The 19,166-nt window shown below is 44.2% G+C and carries 19 protein-coding genes; 10 read left to right on the top strand and 9 right to left on the bottom strand.

The window, feature by feature from the left end; all coding sequences use genetic code 11:
* Positions 1-33: 33 nt before the first annotated feature.
* Complete coding sequence (locus DESLBE_RS12410; RefSeq protein WP_348981683.1) at positions 34-642, top strand: hypothetical protein; 609 nt, start codon at positions 34-36, stop codon at positions 640-642.
* A 71-nt stretch (positions 643-713) separates the two neighbouring features.
* Here DESLBE_RS12410 and DESLBE_RS12405 read toward each other — a convergent pair whose 3' ends face one another.
* On the bottom strand, positions 714-1,625 hold the full coding sequence (locus tag DESLBE_RS12405; RefSeq protein WP_144677086.1) for a TIM barrel protein: 912 nt from the start codon (positions 1,623-1,625) through the stop codon (positions 714-716).
* A 337-nt stretch (positions 1,626-1,962) separates the two neighbouring features.
* Between DESLBE_RS12405 and DESLBE_RS12400 the strand changes: the two genes are divergently transcribed.
* Entirely contained in the window at positions 1,963-2,859 is an 897-nt protein-coding gene (locus tag DESLBE_RS12400; protein WP_018214171.1) for a CoA ester lyase, read from the top strand.
* Between the two features lie 34 nt (positions 2,860-2,893).
* On the top strand, positions 2,894-4,129 hold the full coding sequence (locus tag DESLBE_RS12395; RefSeq protein WP_144677084.1) for a malic enzyme-like NAD(P)-binding protein: 1,236 nt from the start codon (positions 2,894-2,896) through the stop codon (positions 4,127-4,129).
* 405 nt (positions 4,130-4,534) lie between these two features.
* Here the strand turns inward: DESLBE_RS12395 and DESLBE_RS12390 are convergent, their stop codons facing one another.
* Entirely contained in the window at positions 4,535-5,902 is a 1,368-nt protein-coding gene (locus tag DESLBE_RS12390) for a citrate/2-methylcitrate synthase (protein WP_005807856.1), read from the bottom strand.
* A 352-nt stretch (positions 5,903-6,254) separates the two neighbouring features.
* Between DESLBE_RS12390 and DESLBE_RS12385 the strand changes: the two genes are divergently transcribed.
* Positions 6,255-7,658 carry a C4-dicarboxylate ABC transporter gene (locus tag DESLBE_RS12385; RefSeq protein WP_243131309.1) on the top strand — a complete coding sequence of 468 codons (1,404 nt, stop codon included), beginning with the start codon at positions 6,255-6,257 and terminating at the stop codon, positions 7,656-7,658.
* A gap of 99 nt (positions 7,659-7,757) precedes the next feature.
* Here the strand turns inward: DESLBE_RS12385 and DESLBE_RS12380 are convergent, their stop codons facing one another.
* From DESLBE_RS12380 to DESLBE_RS12350, 7 genes are all read right to left on the bottom strand, one after another.
* Positions 7,758-7,961 carry a hypothetical protein gene (locus DESLBE_RS12380; protein WP_005807861.1) on the bottom strand — a complete coding sequence of 68 codons (204 nt, stop codon included), beginning with the start codon at positions 7,959-7,961 and terminating at the stop codon, positions 7,758-7,760.
* Positions 7,962-8,040: 79 nt separating this feature from the next.
* A complete protein-coding gene (locus DESLBE_RS12375; RefSeq protein WP_018214170.1) occupies positions 8,041-9,411 on the bottom strand; it encodes a radical SAM protein in 1,371 nt (456 codons plus the stop codon).
* Between the two features lie 27 nt (positions 9,412-9,438).
* Complete coding sequence (locus DESLBE_RS12370) at positions 9,439-10,047, bottom strand: TetR/AcrR family transcriptional regulator (RefSeq protein WP_035243309.1); 609 nt, start codon at positions 10,045-10,047, stop codon at positions 9,439-9,441.
* A gap of 335 nt (positions 10,048-10,382) precedes the next feature.
* Positions 10,383-10,742, bottom strand: coding sequence for a spore germination protein GerW family protein (locus DESLBE_RS12365; protein ID WP_005807867.1), 360 nt, complete (start codon positions 10,740-10,742; stop codon positions 10,383-10,385).
* Positions 10,732-11,454 (bottom strand): DUF2953 domain-containing protein, encoded by a 723-nt coding sequence (locus DESLBE_RS12360; RefSeq protein ID WP_144677080.1) that lies wholly within the window; start codon positions 11,452-11,454, stop codon positions 10,732-10,734. Before DESLBE_RS12360 ends, DESLBE_RS12365 begins: the two co-directional genes overlap by 11 nt.
* Before the next feature lie 20 nt (positions 11,455-11,474).
* Positions 11,475-11,909: a zf-HC2 domain-containing protein gene (locus DESLBE_RS12355; RefSeq protein WP_144677078.1), complete on the bottom strand. Its 435-nt coding sequence runs from the start codon at positions 11,907-11,909 to the stop codon at positions 11,475-11,477.
* Positions 11,910-12,479: a sigma-70 family RNA polymerase sigma factor gene (locus DESLBE_RS12350; RefSeq protein WP_144677076.1), complete on the bottom strand. Its 570-nt coding sequence runs from the start codon at positions 12,477-12,479 to the stop codon at positions 11,910-11,912.
* A gap of 202 nt (positions 12,480-12,681) precedes the next feature.
* On the opposite strand from DESLBE_RS12350, the gene DESLBE_RS12345 reads away from it, so the two are divergent.
* The 6 genes from DESLBE_RS12345 (at position 12,682) to DESLBE_RS12315 (ending at position 19,155) form a co-directional block, all read left to right on the top strand.
* A complete protein-coding gene (locus tag DESLBE_RS12345) occupies positions 12,682-13,212 on the top strand; it encodes a sigma-70 family RNA polymerase sigma factor (protein WP_144677074.1) in 531 nt (176 codons plus the stop codon).
* On the top strand, positions 13,213-14,601 hold the full coding sequence (locus DESLBE_RS12340; RefSeq protein WP_144677072.1) for a DUF4179 domain-containing protein: 1,389 nt from the start codon (positions 13,213-13,215) through the stop codon (positions 14,599-14,601).
* Between the two features lie 183 nt (positions 14,602-14,784).
* Positions 14,785-15,972, top strand: a complete 1,188-nt coding sequence (locus tag DESLBE_RS12335; RefSeq protein ID WP_005807879.1) for a benzoate/H(+) symporter BenE family transporter — start codon at positions 14,785-14,787, stop codon at positions 15,970-15,972.
* Between the two features lie 613 nt (positions 15,973-16,585).
* Positions 16,586-17,170, top strand: a complete 585-nt coding sequence (locus tag DESLBE_RS12325; protein ID WP_144677068.1) for an accessory gene regulator B family protein — start codon at positions 16,586-16,588, stop codon at positions 17,168-17,170.
* Between the two features lies 1 nt (position 17,171).
* Positions 17,172-17,294 carry a cyclic lactone autoinducer peptide gene (locus DESLBE_RS12320; protein WP_144677066.1) on the top strand — a complete coding sequence of 41 codons (123 nt, stop codon included), beginning with the start codon at positions 17,172-17,174 and terminating at the stop codon, positions 17,292-17,294.
* Between the two features lie 61 nt (positions 17,295-17,355).
* On the top strand, positions 17,356-19,155 hold the full coding sequence (locus tag DESLBE_RS12315; protein ID WP_144677063.1) for an ATP-binding protein: 1,800 nt from the start codon (positions 17,356-17,358) through the stop codon (positions 19,153-19,155).
* Positions 19,156-19,166: the final 11 nt, after the last annotated feature.

Raw genomic sequence — 19,166 nt, 5'->3', positions numbered from 1 at the left:
AAAGAGAGTAGACGGACTTGGTTCCTGGTACCCATGTTATATATGAGTGTTCAGCTTATTGGCAACGCCTGCTTGACAAGGGCGATTGTTCTTAATTTGAAGTGGATATGGCTGCTATTAGGAATAAACATTTTGTTATTCATAGTTGGGCTCCTGTGGTTTCACTGGATCAGTGTACTCGTTGTTATCAGAATTGCTCAGCGGTCGCTCACCTTTACTGAGATCAATATTTTTTTTGTTTTTATACTTGGTGCTGTGGGAGTGACTATCTGTACAATTCTTGATCTGGCTCAGAGCCTGTTCTTTATGGGTTTATTGGATAGTGCACAACCCTTGAAGCTTCTGACTTGCTTCTTCTGGGGATTTGGGGTTTGGATTGTTGGCTTTACCTTTATCCGATGGTGCTATCAGAATCAGAAGAAAATGCCAATCGGAGCGGAATGGGGGATATATATTTTTTCATTCCAGGTGTATACGGTTGCTTGTCACAAGATGGCTGCAGAATTCTTTTCTCCACTTACGTCGGGGGTTTCATCTCTAATGACCATCCTGCTTATTGTACTTTGGTGCTGTTTTTTGGGAGAGATAGGGCAGAGGTATTTCTTGCATAAATTGTTTTGTGATAAAACAAAAGAGAAGTAGAGTTTAAGTTCGTCAGTTGAACATAAACTCTACTTTTTAGGCTTAAGCTAAGGAACGATTGTATTGAGAACTTATACCTGATCCCAAGCTAGATTTAGTACTCTCTTGGCATTAGCGATCACCAATTCGGGGTCCTCGTCCTCATAGGGTTTGACCTCCAGGCTGACAATGGGCCGATTTTCTTTGTTAAGAAAGCCAATGTCCAGAAGGACGCGGAGGTATTCCACAAGTTCAGCCACATCATTTTCGCTCCCGGGGAAGCCAAATCGCGGGTGTTCATCGCCGTAGACGGGTGAGAGTTTGTCTTTGACAAGTGTATTGCCCATGTGAGCATGGATAATATAGTCTTTTACAGGGATCAGGGATTCAGCCGGTGTTTCCCGGAGTTGGGGCAGGTGGCTTAAGTCCACCATTAAGCCGAAGTTGTCGTATTCCCGGCGAATTTCCTTAGCATATCGTTGGGTGAGTGCCACAGGCCCAATCAAAGAGCATTTGTCAACATCATAGTCAAATACTTCAATAGCAATCTTCATATCCCCCTTGGATTTGGCGTAGGCACATATTTCTTTGGTAGAACGGATCAGTGCCTGATAGGCCTCCTCCTTCCGGGGTTCTTCATATTTTCCGCTGAGGAAGGCGAAATCCTTGGCGCCCATTTCATAGGCTTCATCAATACCTTCCTTTACGTTGGCCAGGGCTTGCAATCTTTCTTCCCCGTTGAGGGAGTTGATGTTCTGCTTGGTGAGCAGGAGCCGGGGCATTCCCGCATACGAGAACTCCATGTGGGAGGTCTCAATAATCTGCCTGGCTTTTTTTCGAACGGCGGGGTCTTTGATCCAGGTCATTTCGACTACTTCAAAGTACTCATCCATGGCAATTCTTCTCAGGGTTTCCAGGATAGGCCCTTCCCCTTTGCTGGTGCTGGGATAAGCCATAAAATGAACGAGGCCTACTTTCATATATTTACGAAAGGATTCATTCATAAGGCAACCTCCTTAAGCCTTAGTCCAGATGTCTTTACAAAAAACTTGTGATTCATCCTTAGAATAAAGAGTTTTCCTGAGGGAGTAAAATAGCCATTTAGAATATTGCGTATTCAAAGAGAGAATAAAGAGAGTGAATCAGCAAACGAATAAGCAAAATGAAGAAATTGCGCAGAGGAGTAATATGAACATGTAATATGAACATGGGAAAAATCAGAACTTATTCAGCTCCTAAATATACTGTATTCAGAATAGGTATTTTACTTAAGGGAACAGGGTATCTACAATGAAGGCACAATAGGAGTATGAAAGCTCTGATTTAGAAGGGGGAAAGAAAATGGCTATTATGAGATCAGTGCTGTTTGTCGCGGGAAATGATAAGGAGGCCCTGGATGAGGCCTTAACCTATGGAGCAGATGCACTTATTTTGGATCTGGAGGACTTGGTGCCACCGTTGGAAAAATCTAGAGCACGCCGAATGGTGCGCGCGAATATTAAGCATGCAGGCTCTCAAGGAGCCGAGGTGTGGGTTCGGGTGAATGCCTGGGAAACGAATATGACTGATGATGACCTGGAAGCCGCAGTATGTGAAGGCCTGACAGGAATCAATCTGACCAAGGTTGCCGGTGCCGGCGATGTACAACGTCTGGCGTGGAGGCTTGAAGAATTGGAACGGAAGAATGGTTTGGCCGTAGGCAGCATCAAGATCTGCCTGCTTATTGAGACAGCCATAGGGGTCATCAACGCCTATGAGTCTTGTGCCGCCAGCCCTCGTGTTGCGGCAGCCATTTTTGGAGCTGTAGATTATACCCGCGATATGCAGGTTAAACTGACCCCTGAAGCCAAAGAGCAGCAGTTTGCCCGGGGTTATGTGGCCGTTGCGGCTCGTGCTGCCGGTGTTATAGCCCTTGATGCACCATTCCTTAATTACACCGATAAAGAAGGCTATGTGCATAACATAGCCGAAGGACGCCAGTTGGGGTATAAAGGCCGGATGATTGTTCACCCCAGCCTTGTGGAGGCTGCTAACCGTCTTTATGCTCCTGATCCGGAGGATGTACAATGGGCCGGAGAGATTAAGAAAGTTTTCGAGGAAGAAGCTATTGCTAAGGGGAAAGCAGCAATCGTTTATAAGGATAAGCTGGTGGATACTCCTGTGTATAGCAATGCTCTCGACATTCTTGCAAATCAGGCTGAGATTGATGCCAAGCTGGGGATAAGCATACAGGAATAATTTTTAGGATTAATGGATAAAGGAAGTGGTTGAAATGTCTTTAAGGGAGAATGCCCTAAAACTTCATGCTGATCATCGCGGTAAAATCAAGATTGCGCTTAAAGTTCCCTGCCGTGATTATAATGATTTGAGTTTAGCCTATTCACCGGGGGTAGCTGAACCTTGTATGGAGATTGCCCAAGATCCTAAATTGGTGAATACCTACACGAACCGGGCTAATTGTGTGGCAGTCGTGTCCAATGGGACAGCAGTCCTTGGTCTTGGCGATATAGGTGCACGTGCAGCCATGCCTGTTATGGAAGGGAAATCCCTTTTGTTCAAAAATTTTGCTGGGGTAGACTCTTTCCCCATTTGCTTAGATACAAAGAATATTGACAAGATTGTTGAAGTGGTCAAATTACTGGAGCCTACCTTTGGAGGGATTAATCTGGAGGATATTAAAGCCCCTGAGTGCTTTGAGATTGAGGAAAAGCTGAAAGCAGTCTATGATGGCCCGGTATTCCATGATGATCAGCATGGTACAGCTGTTGTGACCCTGGCCGCGATGTTTAATGCCTTGAAAATAGTCAACAAGGAGCTGAAAGATGTCAAGATCGTAACCAGCGGAGCCGGTGCAGCCGGCATGGCTATTGTTAAGCTGCTGATGGATTGCGGTCTTCAAAATGTCATCATGTGTGATACCAAGGGGACGATTTATAAGGGTCGTGCCGAAGGGATGAATAAGTATAAAGAGGAAATCGCTTTAAGGACCAATCCCGCCATGGTTAAAGGCAGCCTTGGGGAAGCTTTGAAAGGCGCCGACGTATTTATCGGCATCTCTGTAGGCAATACGGTGACTCAGGAAATGATTCGCACCATGGCCAAAGATGCGATTGTCTTTGCTCAGGCTAATCCGGTTCCTGAAATCATGCCTGAAGAAGCAAAAGAGGCGGGGGCAGCTGTAATAGGAACAGGCCGTTCCGACTACCCCAACCAAATTAACAATATTCTCTCTTTCCCCGGAATTTTCCGTGGGACCTTTGATGTTGAAGCGAGAGAAATCAATGGGCCAATGAAAATTGCCGCTGCGGAAGCAATTGCTTCCATTGTCAGCCCTGAGGAGCTCAGTGCAGAGTATATCATTCCGAAAGCCTTCGACAAGCGGGTGGCACCTGCTGTAGCCGCAGCTGTAGCCAAAGCGGCTATGGAGAGCGGTGTGGCAAAAAGGAAGGTCGATCCAGAGCAGGTTGCTCTGAACTTAACCAGCTTACTTGCCCAAGAGGGCAAATAAGATAGGTACAATTCCTCCTAAATAGTTAAGCAAAGAAGCAGCCCCAGCCATGGCTGTTTCTTTGTCGATCTCACCTTCCTGCAGTGCATTTTCATTAAGTTCAGTGAAGCAAGAGTGCGAAGGCGAAGACAACAAGTTTTATCGTTGTCAAGCTAAAGTGAAAGAACCAAAGTGAAGATGAGGCAAAAAGGGAGCTGTTGCACTGTGAACAAAATAGTTCGCAATGTAACAGCTCCCTTTAAATTGAGAGAAGCCCATATAATTCTATCCTAAAGGCCTTTATTACACTATCAAAAAGTATAAGGGCAACCAGCGACTTCGCCTCATCAAGCATGGGTTCAAGGCAAACAAGTGCGAAGACAGTGTCTTCGGGCGAAGCCGGGTTTTCTTTAAGACTTGATGGTGTTATCTTTTATTAAGAGGAACGTATTTTTGACGGGGCACCACGCTCTTATAGGCGGGGCGAATGATTTTGCCGCCATTGACGATTTCTTCGATCCGGTGAGCACTCCAACCGGCGATGCGGGAGAGAGCAAAAATAGGAGTGAACATTTCTAAAGGCAGATTGAGCATCTGATAGACGAACCCTGAATAGAAGTCGACATTGGCACTGACTCCTTTATAAATCTTCGTGTGTTTAGCGATGACCTTGGGTGCCAGTTCTTCCACTTTAGCATAAAGATTGAATTCGTTATCCAGGCCCTTTTCAGCGGCAAGCTTTGAGGCGTAGTGCTTCAGGACGACGGCTCTGGGATCGGAGATGGAGTAGACAGCATGGCCGATTCCATAGATCAGTCCGGAGCGATCAAAGGCATCCTTAAGAAGAATTTTATCAAGGTAAGCGCTGAGTTCGTCTTCATCCTGCCAATCGGAGATTTTTTCTTTGATATCCTGGAACATCTGAATGACTTTATGGTTGGCGCCGCCATGTTTTGGACCACGTAAAGAGCCTAAGGCCGCTGCTACGGCTGAATAAGTATCCGTTCCGGTGGAGGTGACCACATGGGTAACAAAAGAGGAGTTATTTCCTCCGCCATGTTCCGCATGAAGAACCAAGGCCAGATCCAGAAGCCTGGCTTCCAGCTCTGTATATTTATGGTTAGGGCGCAGCATATAAAGAATATTTTCAGCCAGGCTCAATTCAGGTTGAGGGCTGTGAATAACCAAGCTTTTGTTCCCATGATAATGGGTATAGGCTTGATAACAATAAACAGCAAGGGCAGGGAAGGCGGCAATCAGGCGGATGCATTGCTTAAGTACATTTCTTATGGAAGTATCATCAGGATTGGTGTCATAGCAATAGAAGCCTAAGACACTGCGGGCCATCCCGTTCATAATGTCTTTACTGGGTACGTTGAGAATCATATCCCGGGCGAAATTATCAGGGAGTTTTTGATAGATGTCGAGCAGATTATGAAAATCAATGAGCTCCTGCCTGTTCGGCAACCTGCCAAAGAGAAGAAGATAAGCTGTCTCCTCAAATCCAAAGCGGTTATCTTCCATAAAGCCCCGGGCAAGATCGGTAATATCATAGCCGCGATAAATAAGCCGGCCAGGTACGGGGACCATTTCCCCTTCATCGATAATATAGGAATGAACTTCACCGATCTCGGTTAAGCCCACCAACACACCTCTACCATCTAAATCACGAAGTCCGCGCTTGACTTCATACTTGTGGTAAAGTTCCGGGTTAATGGGACCTTTCTTAATGGTGAGTTCACTGAGTCCGTCCAGCATACTTTCTTCAAAGTTTTTAAGGTCAGTATTTTCCATAGCAACAACTCCTCTTATTCGTTTTTATCTTATATTTTTTGGTATGGTAGGCTTATTATTAAGCTATACAGCCTGCCGAAGGCAAGAAACTGTTTGCAGACAACTTTATATACATTATGAGTTGTCAGTAGAAATTAGTCAAGTAAATTCTTATTGACAGAGAAGCTCAGATTATACGGCACTCAGGTGAACACTTAATATTATATATGATATCCGGATGAAAAATAAGAAGGTGCATAGGGATATCAAATGTATACATTAATTGGTTGAAGTCTTTTTTGAACCTGTCTATATTAAGTATAGGAAAACTGCTCTTAGCAAAAACAGTATAGAAACTTGGAGAGAAATAAAGATGGAACTCAAGAATATTACCGGCAAAGCACTTACTCGCATTCGCAGCCTTCTGACCTTTGGTCTGGCAGTGACTTATTTGGGGAATTTGCTTATGCGATCTCAGGCTTTGGAAGATCTCATTATAGTTCTGATGATTATTGTCATTCTTCTTGGCTTCACAGCGGTTACGGGTTCCTCGAAGATCATCGGCTACCTGTCCTTTGCTGTTAGTATTGCTTTACTGCTTTATTTTGATGCTCCTTTGAGTGTCTGGCGGCAAGCTCTGCAGGATAATCTTTTTCTCGTTGTGATGTTCATTATGGTGCCCCTTATGGGAATTCCCATTCAACATGGAGGATATACCCCAGCCCTTCAGAGTCTTTTTGAACGTCATGTAAATTCCAATAGCCGTTACTATTTACTGGTCAGTTTTTTATCGGCTTTTATAGGAGTATTAGTCAGTCTGGCGGTTGTTCCTCTGGTTTATCAGGTCTGCCGCAACAGCAGCCGCAGTTCCGATCATAAACTTTTAAGCTCGGCAATCAGCCGAGGTTTCAGTACATGTATTATTTGGGCTCCGACCACTGCGGCGATTGCCTTAGTGGTTCAATTAACAGGGTCCACCTGGTTGGCTTTTTTCCCTTTAGCAATTTCCTGCGGAATTATTGTCGGTGCGGTCGGTTTCGTGATGACGGTTTTTGAAGAAAAGCAAAAGAAAAAACAAGAAAGGTCCTGCCCTGTAGAGGACGTGTCCTTGAGGGGAGACTTTGATTTGAGAAAACTTGTTGAATTAGGCGCTTTTTCCATCGTCTTAATTATAGGAATAGGGGTTATTTCCTGGGTTAGCGGAATTTCAGCTATAATCGTAGTCTCGGTTCTGGCTTTGATCTATCCGATGATATGGCTGATCCTGATCAAACGTCTTCCTGTATTTTTCCGGGAGTTTAAAGGAGATTATTTTCATAACCGGCTCCCCTCCATAAAAAATGAGATGATTCTGTTTGTCGGAGCGGGATTATTGGCTAATAGTATCAACTATTCCCATTTGGGAGATTATGTCCCGCAGATTTTATCCTATCTGGTGGGACATAATGGGCTGCTTTTGACGCTTGTGATTATGGGGTCCACACTTTGCTTAGCAGCTTTAGGAGTGCACCCCATTGCTACAGTGACCATCTTTGGCGGAACAATAAAAGCAGCGGCTTATGGGGTTTCTCCCACTTACCTTGCTCTTGTGCTTGCTATCAGCTGGGCTATGGGAACCTCCATCTCACCTTCAGCGGCCAACGTCATAGCAGTATCCAGCATCGTTGGCGAATCCCCTCTGCAAGTGGGTATCGGCTGGAATGGGCCTTATGTTATCCTGGCTACCCTGGTCCTGGTCGTTTTCCTGACCGGTATGAGACTCCTTGGGGTGTTGTAAGAAACATTTCATTCCCGCTTTGGGGAGATAGAGCGTAAGCGTCCTCACCCCGCCGTTATGGCGAGGAGAGGACGCTTTGAATTAGTATCGGTACCAATATTACACATCCTGATCCCTGAAGATATCGTCTAATGTGGCAGCGGTTTTTCTTTCTTGGGCCGGGGTGCTCATATCTGTTTTTACCCTCTGAACAGCATGTAATTCGCTTCTTAAAATCCAATCAAGCACATCGTCTAGATAAGATAAGCGATCATCGGGTATTTGGTCAATTAAGTCATGAAGCTTTTCCCGGGAGATCGTCATGTCGGTCACCTCACTTCCATGGCGCTATGGGTTATTATATGGTATTGTTCGACAAGAAGTGAGGCGCTTATATGACCGCTTAAGATTCTTTTGCTTGATGCCATTGATACCCTTTTCGCACATCGCCTACGACTCCATAGAGTTCCTTCATGGTAGACAATCTTCTTTGGCGGTCAAACTTGGCAATGAACTTGAAATAACGGGGAATCGGAGTAGCCTTCATAAGGGTGCGGGCATATTCACTGTAAAACTGTTGAAGTGGCAGAGCAGTGGGCAATACCGTATGCATAAAGTCAAAGAATTTGGGATCATGAGTGAGAAGCCGGTCCTTGTTCTGCTCGTAAAGTGCTGTTCCCGGTAAAGGGGTAAGGACGGAGAGGGCGGCATAAGCAATATTGAGTTTGCGTGTATAAGCAATCAGCTGAGCGAATTCTGGGCGGGTAAAGGAAGGATCGATGACAAAAGAAGCATAGATATCGATGTTAAGGTCATTAAGAATCTTTACCGCTTCTTCCTGTTGGGCCACTGTGATGTTTTTATTAAGGCCTTGCAAGCGCTCATCGGAAAAGCTCTCAAAGCCGACGAAGACTTGGATTAAGCCGATGTTTTTCCACTTGGCAAATAGTTCAGGATGTTTCACAATGGTATCTACCCGCCCATAGAGGAAATACTTCTTGCGTATGCCTGCTTCCTGGATTAGGTCGGCTAGTTGATCCATTCTGCGTGTGTCACACATGGATTCGTCATCGCAGAAAAACACGATTTCTTCTTGAATCCCTTGCAGCTCGGCAACGATTCGTTCCGGACTTCGTTGTAGATATTTTCCGTTGGTGATTGACCAGAGGGCGCAAAAATTGCACCGTCCAAAACATCCCAAAGAAGTCCGGATCGAGGCGATGGGCTTCATCCAGTCACTGAAATAATGACTGCGGTAACGGGCGGTTAAGGAACGGTCGGGGAAGGGCAGATCATCCAGAGGCGTATAGGGACGCTCCGCTGTAAATTTCATGACTGCTCCCGGTATGGCCAAGCCCGGTATATCCTCGAAGGGAAGCCGAGATTCTTTGTGCTTCAGAATCTGGCGCAGGGTAAAGACCCCTTCTCCTATCACGATTAAGTCGATAGCCTGGTCGTTATAGTCTGCAGGTTTTACAGTAGCGTGATGACCGCCTACGATGATAAACACATCCGGATTGATCTCCTTAAAGCGGGCGGCAATGGCTTTAACAATGTTTAAATGGTTGGTATATCCTGTTATGCCCACGATGTCCGGTTGAAAGGAGTGAAAGGCCTTTTCAAAATCCGGCTCCAGACGGGCGTCGAGGAGAAGTACCTCATGACCATCTTCTTGCAAACCTGCCCCAAGGTATTCCAATCCGAGAGGCTCATACATATACACTTTATCCATAAAGGCTGTGCTGCTGGGAGGCTGGATCAATAGTACTTTCATTAGCTGTTACCTCATTTCGCTTTATTTTCAGCGTTTATTTTCAGCGCCATTCATGAATAGATCAACCATTGCTCCGAGATGCTGATCAGGGTTCCAGGAATCACCCTCTAAAATCCAGACCATAAATTCCATGACATACATAATCTCAAGATGCTTGGCCAGGTATTCTGTCGGGAGATCCCGACGGATCTCACCAGCTTCCTGGCCGTAGCCAATGATTTGGGCAAGGACCTGATCCATACCGCTGTTCTGATAAGCTTCGGGTTGTAACATGGATTGAAACTGATGAACAAAGTAGACCTGAAGGAGTTCGCGGTATTGGCGGTTCCATTCAAACTGGCCGCGAAAATACTCATAAATTTTGGAGCGGGTAGTTGATAGTTTGGCCAGCATGTCCAAAACCTGATCCACAAATTGGTGGCTCATGGTTTGGAAGAACTCAGCCACAATAAGCTCTTTAGAAGGGAAATAATTATAGAGTGTCACTTTTGAAAGATCCACGGATTCAGCAATTTGTTCCATTGTCGTAGCATCATAACCTTGAGTTTGAAAAAAATGAATGGCTGTCCTGAGGATGCTCTGCTTTGTCTCCTCTTTTTTTCGCTCCCGCCGGCTTAAAGTAGTATTTTTATTCATTATAGCCCCCTTATTTTTCGTCAGATATAATAAAATCTGAGATTGCTTAACTTGATAAATAAAATTACTGTATAAAATATTTTACCGAGTTAATTTATATTTAGTATATAATATTCTTTCTTCTGTGTAAAGTGAATCTCTTAAGTAAAGAGGGTAAAGTGGGCTCTTAAGTGAAGTGGACCCCGGAATCGCCTAAGTAGGTTAAGCTCCATAACGTTATATGCTTATGGAGGATTTAATGGGCTATATGTTGGTCGTAAATGAAAAAACGCGGCCATCGGGCCGCGTTTGGTTTGACAGAATGTTGCTTTAAATTGTTTTCAAGTGGTTAAAGCTTAATCATCATCTTCCTTTTGTTCTTTTACCTTATCGACAATTTCCGGAACCATATCCAGAAGTTTTTCTAAGCCGCCGGCTTTCTTGATGGGAAGGAGCTCGACTTGATCGCCTTTGATGACGAGGACAGCTGTGGCACTGATTTTAGCCCCTGCGCCGGCGCCGCTGCCGGTGCCGTCGTTGCCTTTCTCATCTTTGCCACCGCCGCCGCCTGTGCCCAGGCCGAAAGTGATGTCGATAAAAGGAATAATTGTGGTTTCGCCGATTTTAATCGGTTCGCCGATCACCGTTTTGGACTTGAGAAAGCTTTCCAATTTTTCAAAAATCGCATCGATGTTTTCTTTGGTGTTAATTGACATATTGAGGACCTCCTTTAGATTTCCTTGGTTTTTTGAAGATTTTGGGGATATAGATACTTCTAACTGGTTTAGAGAGCAGGAACCCTGCCATCATCAAGAGAAGAGCGGGAATCCAGACTCTGCCGCCAATTAAAAATTGCCCTTCAAGACACTCTTCATCGAACACCGGCTGCACATGAACATCATGTCGATGAATCAGGAAATGAAACTGACTGAGCAGCCCGTAAAGCAAGCCGGTCATCATCGGATCACTGAAGCCTATTTTGGCTGAAACAGATAGAGTATGAGGCTGAAAATGTTTAAGTAGCTTGACCAGGGTTGTTAGCGCCTCCTTAAGGATGTCCGGCTTTAAAAATTCCTTAAAGGAAGATTTCTTCTTTTCTTTGCTATGTTTGTGTTCCTCTGACTTCCCGGGAGGAGGGAGGCTTTCTTGCTTTGGCTTGCCGGGAGGTGTTGGGGGCGCAAAGGAATGCCTGAACCATCCCAAAACAGTAAGATGGACTCTAAATCTTCCGGGAAAAGTACGGCTAAAATCAATCTTTATTCCTCCGAAGAGCCAGATAATAGAGCCTTCTAATAGGCTCTGTTCATATTTCTCTCCGGCTACACGATAGTGGTAAGGCACGATGATTAGGATCAGACATAGAAGAAGGACAGCCAAGAGAAGATAACCAAGGATTTGCAACAGGAAGCCAAGTATGGATAAGAACAATAAATCACCTCCAAAGTCTGTTATTTAGCTTTGAGTAATTTGGTGCTCTTGAGCAGACCTTTTGACACTAATTTAAGGGCTGAGGGAGTAGCTTTTAAACCTTCTTTAGCCAGGTGGTTGCCGGTTTTGACACCGGGTACGTAGTCGAGGAATTTGCTTGCTGACTTTATATTTTTACGCTGAATCTCCATTAGGGTCGTGAAAGTGCTCTGAGGAGAAGGCTCGGAGACTTGCTCAAGGAGGAGGTCTTTAAGCTGATCCAGTTCATGGGGAAGCTCGATTTCGTAGATAGATTTATCGTTAAGATCCCAGAAAAGAAGTTTCAGCTCGTTGAGCTCTTTCCGGCATTCCGGGCAGTTCTTAAGGTGTTCATCCACCAAGAGCTTTTCCAGGGGATCTATGGTACCGTCCAGCAGATCCTGAAGGAGTAGTTTATCCAATCTACAAGTCATCATTTATCTCTCCCATAATCCGTCTTTGCTTAAAGATGTCTTAAGGCTTTTGCGCCCTCTATGTAAATAGGTCTTGACTGTTCCTAGAGGAACTCCCATAATCTTAGCGATTTCTTCATATTTCATACCCTTCATATGCCTTAAGATGAGAGCCATACGTTCCTCGGCAGGAAGGGCGTGAATGGCTTTGGTCAAGGTCTCTTTTGTATCCAGATATAAAGTTGCTTCCTCGGTCTGATTGCTGGAAGGAAGCAGTTCCTGGATTTCCTGACCGCTTTCATTGGTTTGATTTAAGGATAGGATGTCCTTTTTATCTCGGAGATAATTGAGGCACTTATTGACCGTAATCCGTTTAATCCAGGGGAGCATAGAAAAGCTGTCATCGAAACGATCCAAGGACCTAAAGATGGACAGAAAAACCTCTTGGGTTAAATCGAGAGCATCTTCCTTGTTTCCGGTATAATGGTAGGCAATCGTGTAGATATATTTCTTATACCGATCGTAGAGAAGCTCCAACCCTTGGTTTTTATTTTTTCTATAAACTTTCAGGAGGGTTGCATCTGAAGCATCCAAAGCTCGGATCATCCTTCTATGTTTTATCTCACTTATTAATACACAATACAGCCCATAAAGTTTTGATGATCGCCATTTTTAAAAAAGTTTTTTAAGACGGGAACCTTTTCCTGCTCATAATCATCTATCAGGTGTCTGGACAAATAAACCATACCGAGGTGACAAAGATTTGGAACGGGTGGAAACCGAGGGGGTACCCTATATGTTTACGAACACCATCTTCAACCGCAGCAGGGCGACAACCCATGAGGATAAGGAGAGATTTTGCACCTACATACATGATTACCAATTAAATATGTTTCGATTAGCGAAGAGTATCGTTCACAATGATACAGATGCCGAGGATGTAACCGGTGAAGCGATTCTGAAGGCTTATCGGAATTTGAGCGAGCTTCGCTCCTTTGCTAGCTTTAAGCCCTGGATTATGAAGATTGTCGTCAATGAAGCCTATTCCTTAGCCAATAGGCGTAAGAAAGTCATGTATTTAGAAGAACTGGAGGTTCCTGAAGAGAGCGCTGAAAGCGTGATGCGGGAATCAGGGGAGTTGTGGGCTGCCGTAGAGAAACTGGAGGATGAGTTTCGCACGATAACCGTACTTTTTTACTATGAGGATATGAGCATCAGGGATATCGGTAAAACTTTAGGGTTGCCCACAGGCACTGTAAAGTCACGGTTGGCCAGGGCAAGACAAAAACTAAAAGTGTTGTTAGTCAATGAAGGGGGTATGGGATAAATGGAACATCGCAACTTTGACCAGTTCCTAAAAAATCAGGCCAAGGGTGAGCCGATTAATGTTCCCCCAGGATTTGCGGAAAGGATGGATTCGCTTATGGCTAATTTGCCGGAGAAGACCCAGAGAATGAGAAGGATACCTAAGAAAATTCTTCTGGTTGCGGCAGGCTTTATCGTATTTGCTTCGATGTCGGTGGCTGCTTCTCCTTTTGTCGGTGAGATGACCAGCGGTGTTATCGGCTATTTTAATGCTCCGCGGGATTTCAAATATATCTCCAAGCAAGCGGTTTATGAGCAGTATAACAGCCAAATGGGGGTCTCTGTCAGTGATCAGGGGATTAAGGTCACTGTGGATAATCTGGCGGTGGATGATAGCTATATTAATGTGTTCTATACAGTTGAGAGTGAAAAGCCGATCCGGCTCTTGGGCGATGAGGAGACGATAGAGCAGTGGCGTATCAATTGGACCGCCCCCCATTTCTGGTTTAAGGAGGATGGGCGTTATATTGAACCTCCTGCCCAAAATGAGATCGATGCTTATCTGGAAGATCCTTATACCTTGATAGGTATGCAGCGTTTTGCTGTGGTGGGGACGTTAGGGGATACGGTGAATCTGGAGATTTACGCCGATGAGATCTTTGGTAAAGAAGGGCGTTGGCATATTCCTTTAAGTGTGGACAAGAGCAGCGTTGCCGTGGAAAGCTTAACGGTTACTCCCAAGCTGAAGGCTAAGGTGAGCACAGGCTGGAATGGGGAATATAAGCATGATATTACTGTTGAAAAGGTATCCATTTCTCCCTTTGGCAACCAAATTGTGCTTAGTGAAAGAGCAGAAAACACCTTTTCTCAGTTCGCTCTTCGGGATGAGCAGGGCCGGTATCTGACGGTCATTCCTACGGCTACCTATGGGGGTAATTTCTTCATAAAAGTCACCAACAACTTTGAGTTTATCGGGGGCAGAACGGATATGAAGGAACTGACGCTTATTCCGATCGTTACGGGAGATGAAGACGATGGACTGCCGGCCCCCCAGCTGATGAGTGCGGAAATCGGGAGTTATCCGATTTTTATGCCGGAGAGCGAATTGGGCGGCTATGTGATGGAGGATCTGGAGCTGACCTCTGAAAAAGCGGTGGCTACTTTCCGCCAAGAGGGGGCAGTCGGGATCAGTTATCCGGATCTGAGGCTGCTGGGTGAGGACGGTGACAATTTGAGCTTTACGGCTTTTCATGATGACAGCTATGACCGGGAAACCGGGAAAATCACCATTACCCTTACTTTTAAAGATGCCAGTGAAGAAGACATCGCCAAGGTGAAAAAGGTTGGATACTATGCCCGTCCTATGAAGCTTAATGAGCATGAAGCAGTTAGGATTAAACTTGCTGAATAGGCTAAAAACTATTTAGGGGATGGCCGGACTATGGTTCGGCCATTTTCTGTACTTGGGTATAGGCAATTATGGAAAACCTGAAGGATTATTCTTGAGCATTGGCTTAATATGGGGCTATAATAGGTTCTATCAGGTTTAATAGCTGTGAAATATATAAGCAGAAGGTATCAAAGAGAGGCAGTTATGATGGGGACAAGCATGAGCAGAACTAATAAAGCCGGTTTAAGGGATTTAAACCTTCGGAACTTCGCGGCGGGCATCGTATCGGCATTGCTTGCTGTAACCGGTCCGCCGGCCATCATACTTGAAGCGGCCGCTAATGGTAACTTTACAACGTCCCAGACCATACTCTGGATGTTTTCCTGTTATGTGGTCGGGGGGATTTACAGTATTCTTATCCCCTGGTATTATAAAATGCCCATAGTAGGTGCCCACTCCATTACCGGAGTGGCTTTTCTAGCCACGGTCACCGCCCATTTTTCTTATTCGGAGATGATCGGCGCCTATATCATCTCGGCTCTTTTAATGTTAGCAGTTGGCGTGTTTGGAATCTTTTCCAAGCTTCTTGAGTATGTACCGAAGGAGATTATAGCGGTCATGCTGGCCGGCATGATTACCCGGTATATGGTGAACTTTGTTAACTCGATGACGGAGCTTCCCCTAATCGGGGGAGTGGCTCTTGCTGTCTTTTTGATTTTCAGCAAATGGAAAACCAAGATTCCGCCTATGGTCGCAGGCATTGCGATGGGGACTGTGCTTTTATTCCTGACTCAGCCCTTGGAAGGTGCAGCTTTGGGTTCTTCGCCGGTTATGCCTGCTCTTCAGATTCCCACCTTTAATCCACTAAGCTTTCTATCCGTATCGATCCCTTTGGCCTTGCTTATTCTCAGCAATGATGCTGCCGTAGGCTTAGGAGCTTTAGAACAAAACGACTATCGCCCCCCTATTAATAAGATTATTTCCTTGAGCGGCATTTTCTCAGTCCTTACCAGCTTTTTTGGCGGACAATCAGCTAATGTGGCAGGTATGATGTCGGCTATCTGTGCTGATCCTGAAGCAGGCCCCAAGGAAAAGCGCTACATGGGGGCGGTGGTCTCGGGAGTTATTATCCTCTTCTTCGGCCTCTTCGCCTGGAAGCTGGTGCCGTTGATTCAAGTATTGCCCAAATCTTTCACTTCTCTGCTGGTGGGCTTTGCTCTGCTGGGGGTGTTTGGGAATAGCTTATCCACCGGATTTTCAAACCCGAAAATGAAACTGAGTGCTGCGCTGACTTTTGTTATCGCCTTGTCCAATATCACCCTGTTGAATATCAGTGCCCCCATTTGGTCCCTTCTCATTGGGACTTTAGTCGCAAGGTTTATAGAGAAATGATTTGAAATTTGAAGCATTCACGAGGATTGAGCATAAATTTGGCTAAAATTTTTTTAATTATGTGAACGAAGAAGGAGTTTCAAAGAGTTATGTAGAAAATTTATGAAAATAAAAGTTCTTTATCATGGAAATAGTCGAAGTATTTGTCAGAATAGAAGTAGGTGAGTTATCATAGACATTCCTTTAATTGTATTGCTATTTCAGGGGATTCCTGAAGAAATTGGGATCGTTACTTTAGCCTATGCTATAGCGGGGATTCCGTTCAGGTGGAAAGAACTTATACCAATGGGCACTCTTTTAGCTTTAATTGCCTATGTTGTAAGGGCCCAAAGCCTTCCTTTTGGAACCCACACTATTGTTCTTATTTTTGTTTTATTCATTTTCATAACTCTAATAGGGAAAAAAGATGTAAGTATCGCACTGATTGCATCGATAATAAGTATAATGTCCATAATTGTTTTTGAGGTTATTTCAGTATCATTGCTAACGAGTTTTTTGAAAGTTCCCAGTGAAACAATATTTATAGATCCTATCAAAAGGATAGTGTTCACAGAACCGCAAGTTATTTTGCTTTTTCTTACAGCTTTTATCATACGGCGAAAGAGGAAGACCCATGATTGACCTTACAGATCTGAGCAATAACTTAACAAACCTCATTACTAAGGATTTGGACTATGACGAGGATAAGAAAGAGATTATTACTTATTCTATAGAAACCTCTTTATTAGCCATTATTGGTACCCTCTTATTGGTTCTGTTCGCAATGATTGCAAACGTACTGAAACCAGCGCTTATTGCGGCCTTCTTCGGGGTTTTGCTTCGCAGAGTTTCTGGAGGTGCTCATTTTAGCACACCGACTAAATGTCTGGTCTTTGGAGCAGTACTGTATACCCTCCTTGGAGTTTTGGCAGAAACCTTTGTAGAATACCAAGTGCTCCACAATTATATGATTTGGTTAAGCCTTGCGATTTCTTTATTGATAGTCGCTTATTTAGCCCCGGTTGATAGTGAGAGTAAGCCCATTCATTCTAAATCATTGAGGAAGAAATTAAAGGCATCATCTGTTGGCTTTGTCGTTATAGCTTTAATCATCGGCTTAGTCTCAGCGGATCCTTTGTTGAATGTCAGTATGTGTCTGGGAATTCTTTATCAATCCCTGACCTTACTGCCTCTATTTAATCGAGGAGGAGGTGGGTAAAGTGAAAAAAGCTATCTTCACGGCTTTAGCCTCGACTTTAATGATTCTGGCCAGCGCATCCTCAGTCTTTGCTTGTGCATGGTATGCCTATCAGCCCAAGACACCGAAATCATTACAGAAATAATGTAGTTCCACTTAAGAAGCTGGGTTTTATAACCCGGCTTTCTTAAGAGTGGGAGGGAAAGATGAAGAAAGTTTTTCTAAAAAAGTCAATTATTCAATCGACCTTATTCAGTATAACAATTAGCATATTTATGATAACCATGGTATTGATGTTGTTTTTTGGAAAGACCTTTTGGGAAAAAGAGTCTGTGAAACTGGAATATGACTTATTGACTATTGCTCTTGATGTAAAGCAGACTATCGATTCAAACCTGCATTTGATTCCTTCCCGCCAAGATGATGTAAATATTCTGCCTAGAACCCAGCAAATGGTGAAACTTGACAAAGTGGTAAAACCTTTGTTGCAGGAGAAACGCCCCTACTCCGTGGCTTATTATGATTTGGAATTTGGCTGGATGGTTTCTGAGGGAAAGCAAATAGAGTCTGTAGAGACGATTCTGGTTGACCTTCATGGTGCTTCAGAAATAAAGGTTCTCAATTACGATTATATAACTTTGGTAAGCGTTCCGGTACAACTGGAAAAAGGCTTAAAGGGGTATGTGTGGGCTTATGCCACAAAATCCGAATTTGAACTTGGTCCTTTTACGGGGTATAGCATCTCTTTTAGCTTGTTGTTTTTGTCCATAGGGATTATTATCATCCTCATTCAAAAGTTTATGAAGGAGATCCAACATCAGTTGGAAGAATTCTCGGAATCCATCGTTCATCCTGAAACCAATCTATCGTGGAACTCCCATGGGCTGCCTGAACTTGAGCCAGTTTTAGACAAGATTAAGGGGTATACTCAAGAGCTGAGTGCTATTAATGAAGAGCTTGGGGCTTCACAGCGGCGATTTACACAAATCATGGAGGGGATCTCCGATGGTTTATTTTCTATAGATAGAGAGTGGCGGCTTCTTTTTTACAATGATGTAGCGAAGAAGTATTTTGATAAATCTGATGAAGAATTGAAAATGAAAAATATACTCGAAATTTTTCCGAGTTTCTCTAATACAGTAACGTATCAATATATTGCGGAAGTTTTCCTTACTGCTGAACCTGCCTATTTCGAAGCGGATGGAATGATGACCTCGGAGAGAATTTTCCATACCAGTATTTATCCTTTTGAAGAAGGGATTACGGTCTTCTTCAGGGATATAACAGAACAAAGGCAACAGCAGCATGAAATGGCGCGACTGGAAAGGCTTAACCTGGTTGGCCAAATGGCCGCCGGAATCAGCCATGAGATAAGAAATCCCCTCACTACCGTTAAGGGCTTCCTGCAGTTGCGCGGCATTAAGGTTACGGATCCTGATGAAAAAGAGTACAACGACCTAATGATTTCGGAAATTGATCGTGCCAATACTATTATCTCCGAGTTTTTATCTTTGGCGAAAGACAATATGGGTAGCACTCAGGAACAGGATATCAATCAGATTATCTATAGAATCTTCCCGATGATTCAGGCTGATGCCAATAACGGCAATAAAGATCTCATATTAAACTTAAATCCGTTACCCAGCCTATGGCTTAATGAAAATGAAATACGCCAACTGCTCTTGAACTTTGTCCGCAATGCTCTGGAGGTCACTCCACAGGGTGGGTGTGTCATTATACAGACTTACGAGGATAGAAATAATGTGGTTTTGGCTGTCAAAGATCAAGGGTGCGGTATTCCTGAGGAGATCCGGGATAAGATTGGGACACCGTTTTTTACAACCAAAGAGAGCGGAACAGGATTGGGAATTGCGATCTCCATGGGCATAGCTCATCGTCACAATGCTGAACTGACGTTTGACACGGGAGATCAGGGGACTACCTTTAAAGTCATATTTAAAAGAAGGAATATCCTCGGTAAAAAAGATGAAGGTGAATTAAGTTGACAGAATAATGG

The sequence above is a fragment of the Desulfitobacterium sp. LBE genome (genome assembly GCF_007830365.1).
In the GTDB taxonomy this organism is placed as follows: Bacteria; Bacillota; Desulfitobacteriia; order Desulfitobacteriales; family Desulfitobacteriaceae; genus Desulfitobacterium; species Desulfitobacterium hafniense.
Note: the sequence above shows the minus strand (reverse complement) of the source record. Positions and strands in the feature narration are given on the sequence as shown.

Excerpts from the sequence above, each read along its gene's own strand:
- DESLBE_RS12410 (WP_348981683.1), top strand. The coding sequence starts at position 34 with ATGTTATATATGAGTGTTCAGCTTATTGGCAACGCCTGCTTGACAAGG.
- DESLBE_RS12405 (WP_144677086.1), bottom strand. The coding sequence starts at position 1,625 with ATGAATGAATCCTTTCGTAAATATATGAAAGTAGGCCTCGTTCATTTT.
- DESLBE_RS12400 (WP_018214171.1), top strand. The coding sequence starts at position 1,963 with ATGGCTATTATGAGATCAGTGCTGTTTGTCGCGGGAAATGATAAGGAG.
- DESLBE_RS12395 (WP_144677084.1), top strand. The coding sequence starts at position 2,894 with ATGTCTTTAAGGGAGAATGCCCTAAAACTTCATGCTGATCATCGCGGT.
- DESLBE_RS12390 (WP_005807856.1), bottom strand. The coding sequence starts at position 5,902 with ATGGAAAATACTGACCTTAAAAACTTTGAAGAAAGTATGCTGGACGGA.
- DESLBE_RS12385 (WP_243131309.1), top strand. The coding sequence starts at position 6,255 with ATGGAACTCAAGAATATTACCGGCAAAGCACTTACTCGCATTCGCAGC.
- DESLBE_RS12380 (WP_005807861.1), bottom strand. The coding sequence starts at position 7,961 with ATGACGATCTCCCGGGAAAAGCTTCATGACTTAATTGACCAAATACCC.
- DESLBE_RS12375 (WP_018214170.1), bottom strand. The coding sequence starts at position 9,411 with ATGAAAGTACTATTGATCCAGCCTCCCAGCAGCACAGCCTTTATGGAT.
- DESLBE_RS12370 (WP_035243309.1), bottom strand. The coding sequence starts at position 10,047 with ATGAATAAAAATACTACTTTAAGCCGGCGGGAGCGAAAAAAAGAGGAG.
- DESLBE_RS12365 (WP_005807867.1), bottom strand. The coding sequence starts at position 10,742 with ATGTCAATTAACACCAAAGAAAACATCGATGCGATTTTTGAAAAATTG.
- DESLBE_RS12355 (WP_144677078.1), bottom strand. The coding sequence starts at position 11,909 with ATGATGACTTGTAGATTGGATAAACTACTCCTTCAGGATCTGCTGGAC.
- DESLBE_RS12345 (WP_144677074.1), top strand. The coding sequence starts at position 12,682 with ATGTTTACGAACACCATCTTCAACCGCAGCAGGGCGACAACCCATGAG.
- DESLBE_RS12340 (WP_144677072.1), top strand. The coding sequence starts at position 13,213 with ATGGAACATCGCAACTTTGACCAGTTCCTAAAAAATCAGGCCAAGGGT.
- DESLBE_RS12335 (WP_005807879.1), top strand. The coding sequence starts at position 14,785 with ATGATGGGGACAAGCATGAGCAGAACTAATAAAGCCGGTTTAAGGGAT.
- DESLBE_RS12325 (WP_144677068.1), top strand. The coding sequence starts at position 16,586 with ATGATTGACCTTACAGATCTGAGCAATAACTTAACAAACCTCATTACT.
- DESLBE_RS12315 (WP_144677063.1), top strand. The coding sequence starts at position 17,356 with ATGAAGAAAGTTTTTCTAAAAAAGTCAATTATTCAATCGACCTTATTC.